Below are 14678 nucleotides of genomic sequence, written 5' to 3'. Positions count from 1 at the left end.
ACGCAACCATGAAGTTTTCAATTTTCTCCTGCAGTCTCGATCCGGCGAGTCGAAGTCTACTAATTGCCCGTGAAGTAGAGGCGCTGCTTGCCGGCAAGGGTCACGTCTCAACATTCATTGATTTAAGAACGACAGGCTTACCGCCGTTTGACAATACAAGTTGTTTCAACCATCCAGAATATGCGCTAGCTCATCGCGCAATCGAAGAATCCCACGGCGTATTTATTGCCTCTCCCATCTACAACTGGAGCTTGGAAAGCGCGGCGGCAAATCTAATTGAACTCACAGGCGCAACGGGCAATGGCGGAAGGCGCGCTGCTTGGTTTGATAAGATAGTGACATTTCTATGTGCAGACGGGCTGCCCCACAGCTACATGGCCTATGGCCCGGTCGCTCTATCTTTGATGCTTGATTTCAAATGCGTAATTAATCCGTACACAGTCTATGCAACTGACCAAGATTTCGACGCCGAAACTAGTTTCAGCACGAAGCTGCGCTCGCGCATTAATAAAACCGTCGAAGTCAAAATTGAGCTCGCGAATGGCCTTTCCAACCGCGTTTACCGATCGGGTTGGGAAGTGTAGCCACTGGCAGCGACGATGGCATGTCTGATCCGTAAAAGCCGACCTGCGCGCGACGAAACGTAAACGCGAAGGCAGCAGCAATCTTCGATTTCAATCACCCACGTCGAGGCACCGCCGACTTGCCATGGCTGGCACCAATCGCCCAAAATCGCAAAGATAAGACCCCGCCCTTGAGCGGCACTAATTTGGCCATTGCATGCGCCTGCTCCGCACGTCTTTGCATACCAATTCTTATGTAGTGATTGACATCAATTGACCCATCGGGACGACGCTTGATCTCGGGCGTTTCATCGCGTTGCATGATTCCAATTCTCCTCTGCCGCGAACCCAGTAAACGCTGAGAACTCCGTCAAAGCTTGAAGGGCATCTTTAGAACTGCTTGTCATTTCGATAATTTCTGACAGCACCAGCCTAATGCCCTTGAGGAGCATTGCCTAAAGGCGGCTTAATGAGATCCATGACATATCAGTTCGCCAATTGTTCGATCGACCCTGACAAGCACGCCCTTCATCGCGACGGCCTACCCGTCCATGTCGAACCCCAAGTGTTTGAACTGCTGCTCGTCCTTGTCGAAAGGCAGGGCCGGTTGGTAACAAAAGATGAATTGATAAAAACCGTCTGGCGTGGTTTGAACGTGTCGGACGCGACAATTAGCGCGCGCATGAATGCCGCGCGAAAAGCCGTCGGAGACTCGGGCCGCGATCAGGCAATCATCAAGACCGTTCACGGTCGGGGCTTTCAGCTTATTGTTGAAGTGAGAAACAGTTCAGAAATGGTAGCAGCCGCACCCAACCGTGCAACTGCGCATTCGATTCATTTCACACAGTCTTCTGACTCCGCAAAAATAGCGTATTCACAAAGTGGCGACGGCCCGCCTTTGATCAGGGCGGCACATTGGCTGTCTCACCTGGAACTCGATTTACACAGTCCTGTCTGGCGACCACTTATCGAGGGTCTGGAAAGCAACAACACGCTATATCGCTACGATCAAAGGGGGACAGGTCTGTCGACGCGCGACCTCGAGGGCGCGGATATCGACGCCTTTGCCAATGACCTAAAGGCGGTTGCCGATGCCAACAACCTGGATCGATTCCCGATCTTTGCGGCATCGCAGGCCGTTCCTGTAGCCATACGTTTTGCCCAACAATATCCGCGTCGTGTCACCGGATTGATTCTATATGGCGGCTACGCCAAGGGGCGCGCGTTGCGCGGTGCGTCCCATGAAGACATCGACGAAGGCACCATATTAGGGCTTATCCGTACGGGTTGGGGCAAAGCCGACAGTCCGTTCATCAATGCCTTTTCATCACTGTTTGTGCCGGATGCAACGGCCAGCCAAATGGCAAGCTTTGTCAGGATGCAAATCGAAACAATTTCTCCAGAAAACGCAGCACGGTTAAGACAGATAATCGACCGGTTTGATGTAACAGATATCCTGCATTCAGTTTCCGCCCCCACGCTTGTCATTCATGCGATTTCGGACGCAGTGCAGCCCATTGAGCAGGGGCGTATCCTGGCAAGCGAAATACCGAACGCGCAGTATGTTTCACTGGAAAGCAGAAACCATGTCCCTCTTCCTCAGGAGAAGAGCTGGTCGCAGATGATGTATGTAATCGGCACATTTCTCGAAGGCCTCAGCCTCTGAGTTAGACATTTCCCCAACGCCTAATTGGCAGTCTGGTCGGTGTCCCGTGCGCGTCCTGAGACACTCGCAACAGAGATACCGGTCCAAAGCGCAAAATGGCTTCTGAGTTTCACGGGGACTCGCCACATTATACGTCAGCGGCTTTCGTAATATTCCAACAATTTCGTTGGCCAGGTTTTTGGTTGCGGGAGTAGGATTTGAACCTACGACCTTCAGGTTATGAGCCTGACGAGCTACCGGGCTGCTCCATCCCGCGCCAAGAAAAGTCCCTAAATCTGAGACCTTCAACACGACCGGCGTCGCGCTGTGACGGCTATATAGGGGTTGGGGGCGCAGACCTCAAGGTCTAATTCTGCCATTGTGATAGTTTTTTGACTATTCCCCAATTTGGCTCACGAACACCCCCGAATTAAGCCAGATATTGCAAAAAACTGATTGGTTACAGCCATTTGCCATTCCATATGCGGTCACACCGAATTAGGGTGCCGCCAAATCGAACAAAGAGCTTGGCGTATGAAACTCAATCCACTTGGCCGCACCGGGCTGAATGTCACCGAAATCTGCCTGGGCACCATGACCTGGGGCAGCCAGAATACCGAGCAAGAAGGCCACGATCAGATCGATCATGCGCTCGAGGCCGGCGTCAATTTTATGGACACCGCCGAACTTTACGCAGTTCCGCCTACGGCAAAAACCTCAGGCCGCACCGAGGAAATAATCGGCAACTGGTTCAAAAAGACTGGAAAGCGCGACCAATGGATTTTGGCCAGCAAGATATCGGGCGGCGGCAATGATCACATCCGCGACGGCGTTCGCGCCAGCGGCGGCTCGATCCGCAAGGCGGTTGATGCCAGCCTTTTGCGTCTCAAGACCGACTATATCGATCTCTACCAGATCCATTGGGCATCGCGCGGCAGCTACAATTTCCAGAATTCCTGGACCTATGCCCCACACACCCAGGACACCGACGATGTCATGGATAATTTGCTCGACATGCTCGAAGCACTGGACGATTTAGTCAAACAAGGCAAAATCCGCCATGTCGGCGTTTCCAACGAAACCACCTGGGGCATTTCCCAGTGGCTGCGGTTGGCAACCCAGCACAATCTGCCGCGCATTGTCAGCGTTCAGAACGAGTATAGCCTGCTGCGCCGCCACTTCGATCTCGATCTAGCCGAGCTGGGACACCATGAGAAAGTCGGCCTATTGGCCTATTCGCCGCTGGCTGCCGGGCTTTTGACCGGCAAGTACCGCAATGGGGCAATCCCCAAGGGCAGCCGCGCCGACTATCAGAACGGCATTTGGCGCGACAACGAGGTTTCCCGCGCCGCGGTGGACGCTTATGTCGAGCTGGCCGGGCGGCACAATGCTGATCCCGCCCAACTTGCGCTGGCGTTCTGCCTCACCCGCCCCTTCATGACCTCGGTCATCATTGGTGCAACCTCCCTTGATCAACTCAAGACAAATTTGGGTGCGATAGATCTGACCTTGTCGACTGATTTTCTGGCGGAGATCGAGGCGCTGCACCGTCGCTATCCGCGCCCGTTTTAGGCACGAACCTCGCCAAACGTGCGCATTTGCGTATAGTCGGCCAACTGCAACTGGACAAATGGACCGCCATGACCCTGGTGTCGACCCTGTTTCCGCTGCTCTGCTATTTCGTCTACAACGTCGGGGTACCGTGGATCGAAAAATTGCGGCCCTCACTGTCCGTGATCATGAACATGCAGCGTCGACGCTGGGTTGCAAACGCCGCGCGCCGCGACAACCCATTCGATGCCATTCTCTCCGGCAATATCATGGGCTCGGTCAGCTTCATGGCCTCAACCGCAGTGTTGCTGGTGCTGGCCGTGTTTGCCGTATTTGGCCAGATGGCGCCGCTGATGGAAGCACTGGCGTCAATCTCGACGGAACGAATCTATTCCGTCAACGAGGTGCAGCTGCATCTAGCCGTCATGCTGGCCATGTTCGCGCTGGCATTTTTTTCATTCACCCTGTCGCTGCGCCAGTTCAACCACTTCTGCATCATGCTTGGGGCGCTCAATCGTGATACCGATCCCGCGCCTGAGGAAATTGACTCGATTGCCAAGGTCAATGCCCTTGGTGCCCAGAATTTTAATAGCGGCATTCGCGCCTATTATTTCTCCGTCGCGACGGTGGCCTGGTTTGCTGCCGAATGGCTCGCAATATTGACCAGCCTGCTCACCGTATTGCTACTGATCCACCGCGAGTTTTTCTCAACCGCCCATCGCGCCGCAGCCTCGGCAGCCGTTCAGGCTAATCGGCGCGCTGGTCATCGGCGCTGAGGGGCGCCCTTTTGCCCAATTGAGCGCCCAGATGCTGTTCCAGAAAATCGCCCAGTTCGGCCAGAACCGGCGCCCGCCGCCGCATCAGCACACCCAGCGCCATCAAAGTCCCCGGATGCCCCAGATTGGCATAGTGGCGTTCGGTAACCTCACCGCCAGCCGAGCGCAGGACCTTGGCCAGCGCCACTGTGTTCCGTGGATAGACCAAATTGTCTCGATCGCCACTCGCCAACCAAAGGGGTGGCACCTGCCCACTTACCAGATTTATCGGCTGGGTGCGCTCGGGCTCCTCCACTGCGCCAAAGGTTCGCAGCGTAATCTTGCCGTCAAAAGGGAAAAAGTCATACGGTCCCGAAAGTCCGGCAACAGCTTTGACCCGCGCCATCAGGTTGCGCGACGCCAGATATTGCGGGTCCAGCGCCAGCATCAAGGCGTTGTAGGCACCTGCCGAATGGCCCACCAAGGCCATCCGCTCCGCGTCCCCGCCAAAGTGGCCAATCATGTCAACCACATGGGCGAACGCATCGCTGCAGTCACGCAGAAAGTCCGGATATTCAACTTCAGGCAATAACCGGTAATCGGCAATGACCGTTACAAAGCCTAATGCAGCGATGGCCCGCCCGACAAAATCATAATGATCCTTGGCACCGTCGCTCCACGAGCCGCCATATACAAACATTACGACTGGCAACTTTTCCCTGGCGCCTTTTGGCGCATAAATATCCAGCCGGTGCCGCGCGGCCGGGCCATAAACCAGATCCCGCGCAATCTTGGCAGAACCGCGATCTTTAGGGGAGAGAAAATTGATCGCGCCAAGAATGGAAAATGCCATTGTTTCATCCGCTAGTTTGCTCTGGCCCAATGTGATGCCAACACTAGCCGACAAGCATATTCAAGCCGTTACCAGCTACGCAGTAACCCGCACTTAAGTTTCCCTCGTCACTATGCGGGTTCAAGTGCCCCTCAGGCGCGGGAGTATCAATTGGCCGGTTCGGCAAATTCACGTGGCACAAATTTTGCGGTTCCCTCTCCAAAAGGGACGTCGGCCATGCCCAACAGTTACACCCCTCTCGTAGCGCCAAGCCCAGAGCATCTCGGGCGCTTCGACCACATTACCCATCTGCCGAGCCGGTTGCAGTTTGAGGACTATTTTTCCTGGCGCCGCGATAGCGCTGTGGATCAGCCAGGAACACTGGTTCTGGTGACGCTGGCTGATGCGCGTCATTACAATGAAGTCCTGCGTGCCCTCGGCATGGCATTTGCCGAAAACTTCGTCCGAGCCGGCGCCCGCCTTTTGACCTCGGTGCTCCCACCTTCCACACCGATCTTTCATGTCAGCGTTCTCAGCTTCGCGTTCACCATTGAGCAGACCTGTCTGGACGCCCACCCCAACATCGCAACAACCATTGCCCGCAGTTTTTCCGACGCCATTGATGTTGATGCCATCCCCATCAAAACCCGCGTTGGCGTTGGTCTGCTGCCGATCAACGCTGTGCGGTCCGCGGCCGAATCCTTGCGCGCCGCTCTGACAGCTGCTCAGGACAGTCGCGGCACCGAAACCGGCATCTCATTTTATAATCACGGTTCCGACGCCGCCCACCTGCGCGCCTTTCGCATTCTGGCGGATCTTCCTGCGGCCATTGCCCAGCCGGGCCAATTGACACTGAACTTCCAGCCGCGCATCCAAATGCAGACTGGCCAATGCAAAGGTGCCGAAGCCCTACTGCGCTGGACCCATCCCGAACTGGGGCCCATATCGCCTGCCGAATTCATACCGCTGGTCGAACAGACCGCCCTGATTGCGCCTCTCACCGATTGGGTCATGGCCACGGCGATGACCACCAACCGGGCCCTGCTCGAACTGGGCCACAGCCTTCGCATGTCGATCAATGCGTCGCCGGTCAATCTCTCTGAGCCGGGGTTTGACGAAATGCTACTGGCCAGCTGCAGCGCCCATCGGCTCGAGCCTCACCATGTCGAACTGGAATTTACCGAGGGAACGTTAGCAACCAACGCAAATTGCGCCATCCAGCAACTGGCTCGCCTGCGCGCAGCCGGTGTCGACGTCGCCTTGGACGATTTCGGCTCGGGATATTCAAACCTTTCCTATCTTGATCGCCTCCCCGCCGATGTGCTCAAGATCGACCAATCGTTCGTACGGCCGCTGCGCGAACCTGGCGACGATGACTTTTTATTGCGCCAAATCCTGCTGTTGGCCAAGGGCATGGGATTCCGCGTTTGCGCCGAGGGCATCGAAACCAGACATGCCTATGACCTGCTGCGCGATCTGGGGTGCGACGAGGCGCAGGGATATTATATGGCCCGCCCTATGCCTGAGGCTGAGTTCCGCGCCTGGCTGACGGCACACAGCTGATATCCCTTGTCCGCACGCTGATGTGACATTATCTGACATTGACAATCATAAATTAGAACGGCTTTATGCAGCCGATATCATTGACCGCTTCAACCAGTACCAATCATGCTTGTCTGCCAGTGTAACATGATCAGCGCCGCCGAGATTGAGGACGTCGTTCTGTCCCTCCTGCGGCAGGACCCGTGGCAATTGGTGGTCCCCGCCAAGGTTTACCGCGAATTGGAGCGCCGCGCGCGCTGTAGCGGTTGCGTGCCAAATGTGGTGGACATTATCGTTCGCGTCACGGAAAACTATCACCGTGAGCAGGCCTGTACGCCAAGCCAATTGTCCAGCGTGCAGGCCCAACTCGCCACACTGAAATCCAAAAAAATCGAGGACATCATGAAGGGCGAACAAAAAGTAATAGAGCGGCTTAACGAGGCCCTGTTTCTCGAACTGGGCGCCGTCAATCAATATTGGGTGCACTACCGACTGCTTGACGACTGGGGCTTCAAAAAGCTTGCTGCCAAGGAACGCGCTGAATCCATCGAGGAAATGCACCACGCCGATCGTCTGATCGAGCGCATCATTTTTCTCGAAGGCCATCCCAATCTGCAGCGCATCGCTCCCTTGCGCATTGGCGAAACCATCAAGGAAGTGCTCGAAGCCGACCTGGCCGGCGAGTATGATGCCCGTACCGCCTACAAAGCCAGCCGTGAACTTTGCGAGGAACTTGGCGACTATGTTTCCAAAAATCTCTTTGAGTCTCTCCTGACCGACGAGGAAGGCCACATAGACTTTCTCGAAACCCAACTCGACCTTCTCGGCCGTATCGGCCCGGAAAAATATGGCCAGCTGAACTCGGCCCCCGCCGACAATGCCGAATAAAAGCGGTCGACTTTGTCCTATCTGTCCGGTCGATCCGGGCGGCCCCATTTGAATCCAAGAATGTGGCAAAGGCTTTTAGCCGCCAATTTATTCAGCGCCGCTGGCGTGCCTCAAGTTCAGGCACACTTGGCCATGGCTCAAACACCAACTCCGGCCAAATCGCCATAGCGCGCCGCGCCTTGGCCTCATGGGTCGCGCAATTGTCCAGCGCCAAATTGGGCGCCAGTCGGAAAGAGAACATATCATCCAGCCCGAACGGCGCCTCAATGGTAAGCTCGCCGTCGATCTTTAACTGCACCGCAACCGCATATGCCCTGGTAGAAAAGTAGGTCAGCATATCGACGCTGCTGCCTAGTTCGGGATAGGCAATGCCGAACTTTTGAGGAAACCACAGGTGCACCCGCGCCTGATTTCGCACCTCAACCGGCACGTCAATGCTTGTGAACTGGTGCTGTGCCCGCTTGATCACCATGTCCCGGCCTCGTAGGAGCGATCAAGTGGCTCAAAATAGGCAACATCGATATCCTTGACACCCGTCAGCGTCGGCCGTCCCACTAGGGCGTTCCACGCAGTATTGTAGATGGCACCGGAAACAATCCAACTGTCGGGTAGATCAAGCGCACGCAGCCCCGCCAATACATCCATGAGTACTGGCGATGACCGCACAATGCCTTTTAGTTCCGCCAATTGTCGCACCGGATCGGCCCCGGCCAGCCGCAAATGATCTACCATGCGTCAACGCTAAATCGATTCCGGCTGGTCCGTCTGCCGACTAATTTTCTATCGGCTCAAACATCTGGTCGAGCTGGTCGATAATTTTACGCATCGGCTCAACTGCCGTCGCGGGAGCTTCTGGCGCCACCGCTACATAGGGCACGCCGCTGGGAAAGGCACCAAACCGGGTAAAAAACGCGACCATGTCGTCCAGAACCGGCATGCGCCAGCGCCACAGCGCGCCCATGGCGATTACCGGCTCCATATGACCAAAACCTTCGTAATATTTGGTGGTTACCCAGACCCCGCTGGCGGTCAGTTTGGCGGCCAGGTTCTCGGTGTTCTGGACCCGCACGATTGGATCCGTCGTGCCGCTCGCCAGATACATCGGCGGAGCATCAGGCGTTACAAGATTAATCGGTTGAGTACCCTCAGGGCTCGGTGCATCGCCAAAGGCGTTTTGAACCTCGCCATATTCAAATGGATAGAAGTCAAATGGCCCCGAGAGCGCCGCGACCGCTCGGATCGGCATCGTGACCCCATATTCAGCTCGAAATGAGGGATCGAGCGCCAGCATCACGGCATTGTAGGCCCCTGCTGAATGCCCTGCCAGAAAGACCCGATTGGGATCGCCGCCATATTCACCAATATGATCCTGCACCCACCGCAGGGCCGACGCATTGTCCTCGAGAAATTCAGGATATTTAACCTCGGGTACCAGTCGGTAATCTGCAATGACAGTGACAAATCCACGTGCAGCCAAAGCGCGGCCAACAAATTGGTAGTCGCTGCGCTCGCCCCGGTTCCAGCCGCCGCCATATATGAAAAACACGACCGGCGCCGCGACCCCGCGCGCCTCTGGCGCATATACGTCCAGATAGTGCCTCTGCCCGTCGGCATAGGCTATCCCGTCACCAGCCTTGACCGTGCCACTGTCCATGGCCGCTGGGATATTGAAAGGATCCATGACCGACAACGCCCTCGCCGGCGAGGCTCCGAACACAGTCAAAAAGAACAACAAAAATACAATGGGAAACGAGCGCAACCAGGACATGAAATTTCCGACACTTGGGAATATCCCGCGCCGATGCGCGTCAAATCCGAATATTTCAAGGCATTCGTGAACACAAATAGCAATTTGGCCCTTTGTGCCCAGGAACACAAAGGGCACTAACGGCGCGAAAAACTAAAAAATTGCCTGCGCAATAAACATCAAAATCGATGCCACGATCAAATATCCGAAGTCGATCAGCACGACAGCTTGCGGTTTGCGCGCAAATAGTCCGCCCGACGCCTGCAACACCCCAAAACCGAGAACCGCCAGAATAAAGGTGAGTAGGCGGCTCTCCACTGCCGTCACCCCAACAAACCAGGCAACCAGGAACAACCCCACAAACTGCAGGCCCATGGCCATCATTGGCATTGACGCCGCCGACCCCAGTTCAACCCCATTGCCTGCTGCCCAAGTCTTGCCGAACAGCATCGGGGAGTACCACAACCAACCCACAAAGAACGCCGCAATCGTTCCTACAATGACTGCGATCCAACTCACATCAGTTAAAATTTCCGCCATTTTTCGCCCCCTTGATCAAGGCTCACCATGAACCAGATACACAAAATACCTCAGGACCGAATATTATTCAACCATATGGTTGACGAATTATTTGATAAGCCGTTTCCTACCGGCCCCGTTTCAGCCAAGACGCTGTTTGATCTGCAGATGAACTGGGAGCGGGCTTGGCGAGGACAGGCAGACCACAACGACTGCGGGGTACGCCTGCCCTCTGGCTTAAGCGTGCTCATGCTGCCTTCACCTTGTTAACAAAGAGTTAATGGTGGATGGAATTCTGCTAAGCGACCATTTACCAAATACAGCCAAGATCTGATCAGCGACGCGGGAGTCGAAGCGGCCATTCACGACGGGTTTTCAGACACAATCGCTAGACACCCCGGATCATTTCGGTGCCCAAATGGTTAAGGTTCGCGGGAGTAAGTGGCATACTGGCCGTGCTCTTAATGAACAGAATAACACTCCCCCGGCTGCAAGGAACCTGCTGCTCGCTGTCGAAACGCAACGGTAAATCCTTTGCACGTCAGTCAATCGCATCCTCCTTTGGGACACATGGAGCGATGGCAACTTGGACCCCATCGCCTTCCCCGCATTGTTCGCCTGGACCACTTTGTCCACTTGGCCATTCGAGCGGGCGCTCTACAGGACGGGGGGAAATTGATGGCACGGCGAAGGTCCGATTCGCTCGCTTCAATGCCACTACTCACTAGCGATTGTTTTTCGCCCTCGATACGATCATCTGCAGTGCCAATTAATTGAAGTAATTTTAACAATATGACTATTTTGACCCGCCTGGACGATAACATTTGGACCGCAGAGGGAAACATCGTCGATTTCTATGGCTTCGCCTATCCAACTCGCAGTGTCATCGTTCGTTTGCCGAACCAAAAACTGTGGATTTGGTCTCCGATCACTCTCGGCCCTGAGCTAAAGGCAGAAATTGACGCGCTTGGCAGCCCAGCCCATCTGGTTAGCCCCAACAAGATCCATCATCTCTTTCTCCCCGACTGGAAAAATTCATATCCAGATGCGCAATTGTGGGGACCACACACGACGATAAAGAAGCGGAACGACCTCATGTTCGCCGCGCCACTCGAACACGACGCGCCGCCACAATGGCAGAACCAGTTCGAGCAGGCATGGTTCTTTGGCTCGCCATTTCTCGAAGAGATTGTGTTCTTTCACAGGCCTTCTCGCACAGCCATTCTCGCCGACATGTCAGAAAATTTTTCGGAGACGTTTCTGGCTAAGCACTGGTCGGGCTGGCAGCGTTGGATCGCCCGCCTATGGGGTATTGTCGAAGGCAAGGGATACGCCCCACTCGAGCTACGCTTGACCTACTTCAATCGCAAGCCGGCCCGAGCCGCCCGCGACAAAATTCTGGGTTGGCATCCGCAGCGCGTCATCATGGCTCATGGTCGATGGCAGGCTCAAAACGGCGAGCAGTTCCTGAAAAAGGCTTTTGAATGGATATAGACCCGTGGCCGCCGCAGCTAGGCGGCCATCAGCAGCTTTCGAACAGGTTGGATTGCTTTTGACGGGTCGATATACCGCCACCACGCGGAGGGCGCGATTGAGTATTTGCTGCGCTTTGGGCCGGCCCGATGTCGGGGGCGTTGGGCGTTGGGCGTTGGATTGGAGGTTGGTTTGAGGAGTATAAACGCAAAAACCCCCGCTTTTGGCGGGGGTTTTGTTGTTTCGAGATTGTAAAGAGACTGAGCTGTTTTTGGCAGACCTGGCGGCGACCTACTCTCCCAAGCCTTAAGACTTAGTACCATCGGCGCAGCAGTGTTTAACGGTCGAGTTCGGGATGGGATCGGGTTTTGAGCACCGCGCAAAAACCACCAGATCGGCGAAAAACAGCTGGCGTAAATTCTGGTTAAATATTTGGACCACGCTTTCCCATGCAAGAAGCGTTGGTCTGGTGTTTTTTGTGACCGATGTTTTCGACAATGCGTATCAGGTTTTTCATCAGCGCTCCCGGAGGAGCGCAGCGAACGACCCCGGCCAACTTTTTGGCCGCCCCGCCGGCGGGTCTTTGACCCGTGAGGCAGAGAGATCGTAACGGCAAGGCCGTTACGAGCATTGATTAATGAGAACGATCAAGCCAATCGAGCTATTAGTACCGGTAAGCTTCACATATTGCTACGCTTCCACACCCGGCCTATCGACGTGGTGGTCTTCCACGGCTCTCAAGGGAATACTAGTTTTGAAGGAGGCTTCCCGCTTAGATGCTTTCAGCGGTTATCCCGTCCGAACTTAGCTACCCTGCAATGCGGCTGGCGCCACAACAGGTCCACCAGAGGTTCGTCCAACCCGGTCCTCTCGTACTAGGGTCAGCTCTTCTCAATATTCCTACACCCACGGCAGATAGGGACCGAACTGTCTCACGACGTTCTAAACCCAGCTCACGTACCACTTTAAATGGCGAACAGCCATACCCTTGGGACCTGCTCCAGCCCCAGGATGTGATGAGCCGACATCGAGGTGCCAAACAATGCCGTCGATATGGACTCTTGGGCATTATCAGCCTGTTATCCCCAGCGTACCTTTTATTCGTTGAGCGATGGCCCTTCCACGCGGGACCACCGGATCACTATGACCGACTTTCGTCTCTGCTCGACTTGTCAGTCTCGCAGTCAGGCAGGCTTATGCCATTGCACTCGTCGACCGATTTCCGACCGGTCTGAGCCCACCATCGCGCGCCTCCGTTACTCTTTGGGAGGCGACCGCCCCAGTCAAACTACCCACCATACGCTGTCCCGGACACTGTTATGCCGCGGTTAGACATCTATGACGATAAGGGTGGTATCTCATCTTTTGGCTCCACAGAAACTGGCGTTCCTGCTTCAAAGCCTACCACCTATCCTGCACATGCCGACACAAATGCCAGCGTAAAGCTATAGTAAAGGTGCATGGGGTCTTTCCGTCTGACCGCAGGAACCCCGCATCTTCACGGGGAATTCAATTTCGCTGAGTCTATACTGGAGACAGTGGGGAAGTCGTTACGCCATTCGTGCAGGTCGGAACTTACCCGACAAGGAATTTCGCTACCTTAGGACCGTTATAGTTACGGCCGCCGTTTACCGGGGCTTCAATTCAAGGCTTGCACCTCTCCTTTTAACCTTCCGGCACCGGGCAGGCGTCAGACCCTATACGTCGTTTTGCAACTTCGCAGAGCCCTGTGTTTTTAGTAAACAGTCGCCACCCCCAATTTTGTGCCACTCATACAAGGTTGCCCTCGCATGAGTCATGCTTATCCCGAAGTTACGCATGCAATTTGCCGAGTTCCTTCAGTATAGTTCTCTCAAGCGCCTTGGTATACTCTACCAGTCCACCTGTGTCGGTTTAGGGTACGGTCAATGTCGATGGAGCTATTTCCTGGAACCGGCTCATCGCACCCCCAATCCGTTAAGGGGATACGAACCTGCGCGATCCGTCACTACCATCTGGTTCACGAATATTAACGTGATTCCCATCGGCTACGCATTTCTGCCTCACCTTAGGGGCCGACTAACCCTGCGCTGATTAGCATTGCGCAGGAACCCTTGGACTTTCGGCGAAAGTGTCTCTCACACTTTTTGTCGCTACTCATGTCATCATTCGCACTTCCGATACCTCCACGGCCCCTCACAGGTACCGCTTCGCAGGCTTACGGAACGCTCCGCTACCGCTTACAACAAAGTTGTAAACCCTAAGCTTCGGTGGATAGTTTTAGACCCGTTACATCTTCGCCGCAGGATCGCTTGACCAGTGAGCTGTTACGCTATCTTTAAAGGATGGCTGCTTCTAAGCCAACCTCCTGGTTGTCTAAGCAATCCCACATGCTTTCCCACTTAACTATCACTTGGGGACCTTAGCTGTAGGTTAGGGCTGTTTCCCTTTTGACGACGGACCTTAGCACCCGCCGTCTGTCTCCCGAGTAGTACTTCTGGGTATTCGGAGTTTGGTTAGGTTTGGTAAGTCGGTGAGACCCCCTAGCCCATCCAGTGCTCTACCCCCAGAGTATTCGCTCGAGGCGATACCTAAATATCTTTCGCGGAGAACCAGCTATTTCCGAGTTTGATTGGCCTTTCACCCCTAGGAACAAGTCATCCCCGTCTTTTTCAACAGACGTGGGTTCGGCCCTCCAGTAAGTGTTACCTTACCTTCAGCCTGCTCATACCTAGATCACTCGGTTTCGGGTCTAATCCAACTAACTTAACGCCCTATTCAGACTCGCTTTCGCTGCGCCTACACCTAACGGCTTAAGCTTGCTAGTTAGACTAAGTCGATGACCCATTATACAAGAGGTACGCAGTCACCCTTGCGGGCTCCTACTGTTTGTATGCATCCAGTTTCAGGAACTATTTCACTCCCCTCGTCGGGGTGCTTTTCACCTTTCCCTCACGGTACTTGTTCGCTATCGGTCGTGCACGAGTACTTAGGCTTGGATAGTGGTCTACCCATGTTCAGACAGAATTTCACGTGTTCCGCCTTACTCGAGGACCTCTTCGCTTTCTACCGGTACGGGGCTATCACCCACTATGGCTGGAATTTCCATTCCATTCCCGTTCTTACAAAGAGGCCACTGGCCTGGTCCGCGTTCGCTCGCCACTACTAACGGAGTCTCGGTTGA

13 protein-coding genes, 1 tRNA gene and 2 rRNA genes (1 of these 16 running past the window's edge) are annotated in these 14678 nt (G+C 54.8%); 7 read left to right on the top strand and 9 right to left on the bottom strand.

Going from position 1 to position 14678, the window contains the following annotated elements:
* Positions 1-8 precede the first annotated feature (8 nt).
* Entirely contained in the window at positions 9-584 is a 576-nt protein-coding gene (locus PSQ90_RS09090) for an NADPH-dependent FMN reductase (RefSeq protein ID WP_282210014.1), read from the top strand.
* A 94-nt stretch (positions 585-678) separates the two neighbouring features.
* Here PSQ90_RS09090 and PSQ90_RS09085 read toward each other — a convergent pair whose 3' ends face one another.
* Positions 679-885, bottom strand: coding sequence for a hypothetical protein (locus PSQ90_RS09085; protein WP_282210013.1), 207 nt, complete (start codon positions 883-885; stop codon positions 679-681).
* Positions 886-1041: 156 nt separating this feature from the next.
* Here PSQ90_RS09085 and PSQ90_RS09080 point away from each other — a divergent pair, with 156 nt between their 5' ends.
* Positions 1042-2229, top strand: a complete 1188-nt coding sequence (locus PSQ90_RS09080; RefSeq protein ID WP_282210012.1) for an alpha/beta fold hydrolase — start codon at positions 1042-1044, stop codon at positions 2227-2229.
* Between the two features lie 179 nt (positions 2230-2408).
* On the opposite strand, the gene PSQ90_RS09075 is transcribed toward PSQ90_RS09080, so the two are convergent.
* Positions 2409-2485: transfer RNA gene (locus tag PSQ90_RS09075), tRNA-Met, on the bottom strand.
* Positions 2486-2742: 257 nt separating this feature from the next.
* On the opposite strand from PSQ90_RS09075, the gene PSQ90_RS09070 reads away from it, so the two are divergent.
* Both PSQ90_RS09070 and PSQ90_RS09065 read left to right on the top strand, forming a co-directional pair.
* Entirely contained in the window at positions 2743-3780 is a 1038-nt protein-coding gene (locus tag PSQ90_RS09070; RefSeq protein WP_282210011.1) for an aldo/keto reductase, read from the top strand.
* Between the two features lie 68 nt (positions 3781-3848).
* Entirely contained in the window at positions 3849-4535 is a 687-nt protein-coding gene (locus PSQ90_RS09065) for a DUF599 domain-containing protein (RefSeq protein ID WP_282210010.1), read from the top strand.
* Here PSQ90_RS09065 and PSQ90_RS09060 read toward each other — a convergent pair.
* Complete coding sequence (locus PSQ90_RS09060) at positions 4507-5367, bottom strand: alpha/beta hydrolase (protein ID WP_282210009.1); 861 nt, start codon at positions 5365-5367, stop codon at positions 4507-4509. The genes PSQ90_RS09065 and PSQ90_RS09060 overlap by 29 nt on opposite strands.
* Positions 5368-5583: 216 nt before the next feature.
* Here PSQ90_RS09060 and PSQ90_RS09055 point away from each other — a divergent pair, with 216 nt between their 5' ends.
* Both PSQ90_RS09055 and bfr read left to right on the top strand, forming a co-directional pair.
* Entirely contained in the window at positions 5584-6909 is a 1326-nt protein-coding gene (locus PSQ90_RS09055; protein WP_282210008.1) for a bifunctional diguanylate cyclase/phosphodiesterase, read from the top strand.
* 381 nt (positions 6910-7290) lie between these two features.
* Positions 7291-7776 carry a bacterioferritin gene (gene bfr, locus PSQ90_RS09045; RefSeq protein WP_282213020.1) on the top strand — a complete coding sequence of 162 codons (486 nt, stop codon included), beginning with the start codon at positions 7291-7293 and terminating at the stop codon, positions 7774-7776.
* Positions 7777-7867: 91 nt separating this feature from the next.
* On the opposite strand, the gene PSQ90_RS09040 is transcribed toward bfr, so the two are convergent.
* The 4 genes from PSQ90_RS09040 to PSQ90_RS09025 form a co-directional block, all read right to left on the bottom strand.
* A complete protein-coding gene (locus tag PSQ90_RS09040; protein ID WP_282210007.1) occupies positions 7868-8248 on the bottom strand; it encodes a nucleotidyltransferase family protein in 381 nt (126 codons plus the stop codon).
* Positions 8242-8508 (bottom strand): nucleotidyltransferase family protein, encoded by a 267-nt coding sequence (locus PSQ90_RS09035; protein WP_282210006.1) that lies wholly within the window; start codon positions 8506-8508, stop codon positions 8242-8244. The genes PSQ90_RS09040 and PSQ90_RS09035 overlap by 7 nt, the downstream gene beginning before the upstream one ends.
* 40 nt (positions 8509-8548) lie before the next feature.
* Positions 8549-9457: an alpha/beta hydrolase gene (locus PSQ90_RS09030; protein ID WP_282210005.1), complete on the bottom strand. Its 909-nt coding sequence runs from the start codon at positions 9455-9457 to the stop codon at positions 8549-8551.
* Between the two features lie 219 nt (positions 9458-9676).
* Complete coding sequence (locus PSQ90_RS09025; RefSeq protein ID WP_282210004.1) at positions 9677-10063, bottom strand: DUF1761 domain-containing protein; 387 nt, start codon at positions 10061-10063, stop codon at positions 9677-9679.
* A 771-nt stretch (positions 10064-10834) separates the two neighbouring features.
* On the opposite strand from PSQ90_RS09025, the gene PSQ90_RS09020 reads away from it, so the two are divergent.
* Positions 10835-11536 (top strand): DUF4336 domain-containing protein, encoded by a 702-nt coding sequence (locus PSQ90_RS09020; protein WP_282210003.1) that lies wholly within the window; start codon positions 10835-10837, stop codon positions 11534-11536.
* A 257-nt stretch (positions 11537-11793) separates the two neighbouring features.
* Here PSQ90_RS09020 and rrf read toward each other — a convergent pair.
* Positions 11794-11909 (bottom strand): 5S ribosomal RNA (rrf, locus tag PSQ90_RS09015).
* Between the two features lie 249 nt (positions 11910-12158).
* Positions 12159-14678 (bottom strand): 23S ribosomal RNA (locus tag PSQ90_RS09010) (it continues 201 nt past the right edge of the window).

It is taken from the genome of Devosia rhodophyticola, from assembly GCF_028816475.1.
In the GTDB taxonomy this organism is placed as follows: Bacteria; Pseudomonadota; Alphaproteobacteria; order Rhizobiales; family Devosiaceae; genus Devosia; species Devosia rhodophyticola.
Note: the sequence above shows the minus strand (reverse complement) of the source record. Positions and strands in the feature narration are given on the sequence as shown.

Bases quoted from the DNA above. Each gene is read 5' to 3' on its own strand.
- PSQ90_RS09055 (WP_282210008.1), top strand. From the start codon at position 5,584: ATGCCCAACAGTTACACCCCTCTCGTAGCGCCAAGCCCAGAGCATCTC.
- PSQ90_RS09035 (WP_282210006.1), bottom strand. From the start codon at position 8,508: ATGGTAGATCATTTGCGGCTGGCCGGGGCCGATCCGGTGCGACAATTG.
- PSQ90_RS09020 (WP_282210003.1), top strand. From the start codon at position 10,835: ATGACTATTTTGACCCGCCTGGACGATAACATTTGGACCGCAGAGGGA.
- PSQ90_RS09040 (WP_282210007.1), bottom strand. From the start codon at position 8,248: ATGGTGATCAAGCGGGCACAGCACCAGTTCACAAGCATTGACGTGCCG.
- PSQ90_RS09065 (WP_282210010.1), top strand. From the start codon at position 3,849: ATGACCCTGGTGTCGACCCTGTTTCCGCTGCTCTGCTATTTCGTCTAC.
- PSQ90_RS09085 (WP_282210013.1), bottom strand. From the start codon at position 885: ATGCAACGCGATGAAACGCCCGAGATCAAGCGTCGTCCCGATGGGTCA.
- PSQ90_RS09030 (WP_282210005.1), bottom strand. From the start codon at position 9,457: ATGGATCCTTTCAATATCCCAGCGGCCATGGACAGTGGCACGGTCAAG.
- PSQ90_RS09080 (WP_282210012.1), top strand. From the start codon at position 1,042: ATGACATATCAGTTCGCCAATTGTTCGATCGACCCTGACAAGCACGCC.
- bfr (WP_282213020.1), top strand. From the start codon at position 7,291: ATGAAGGGCGAACAAAAAGTAATAGAGCGGCTTAACGAGGCCCTGTTT.
- PSQ90_RS09070 (WP_282210011.1), top strand. From the start codon at position 2,743: ATGAAACTCAATCCACTTGGCCGCACCGGGCTGAATGTCACCGAAATC.
- PSQ90_RS09025 (WP_282210004.1), bottom strand. From the start codon at position 10,063: ATGGCGGAAATTTTAACTGATGTGAGTTGGATCGCAGTCATTGTAGGA.
- PSQ90_RS09090 (WP_282210014.1), top strand. From the start codon at position 9: ATGAAGTTTTCAATTTTCTCCTGCAGTCTCGATCCGGCGAGTCGAAGT.
- PSQ90_RS09060 (WP_282210009.1), bottom strand. From the start codon at position 5,367: ATGGCATTTTCCATTCTTGGCGCGATCAATTTTCTCTCCCCTAAAGAT.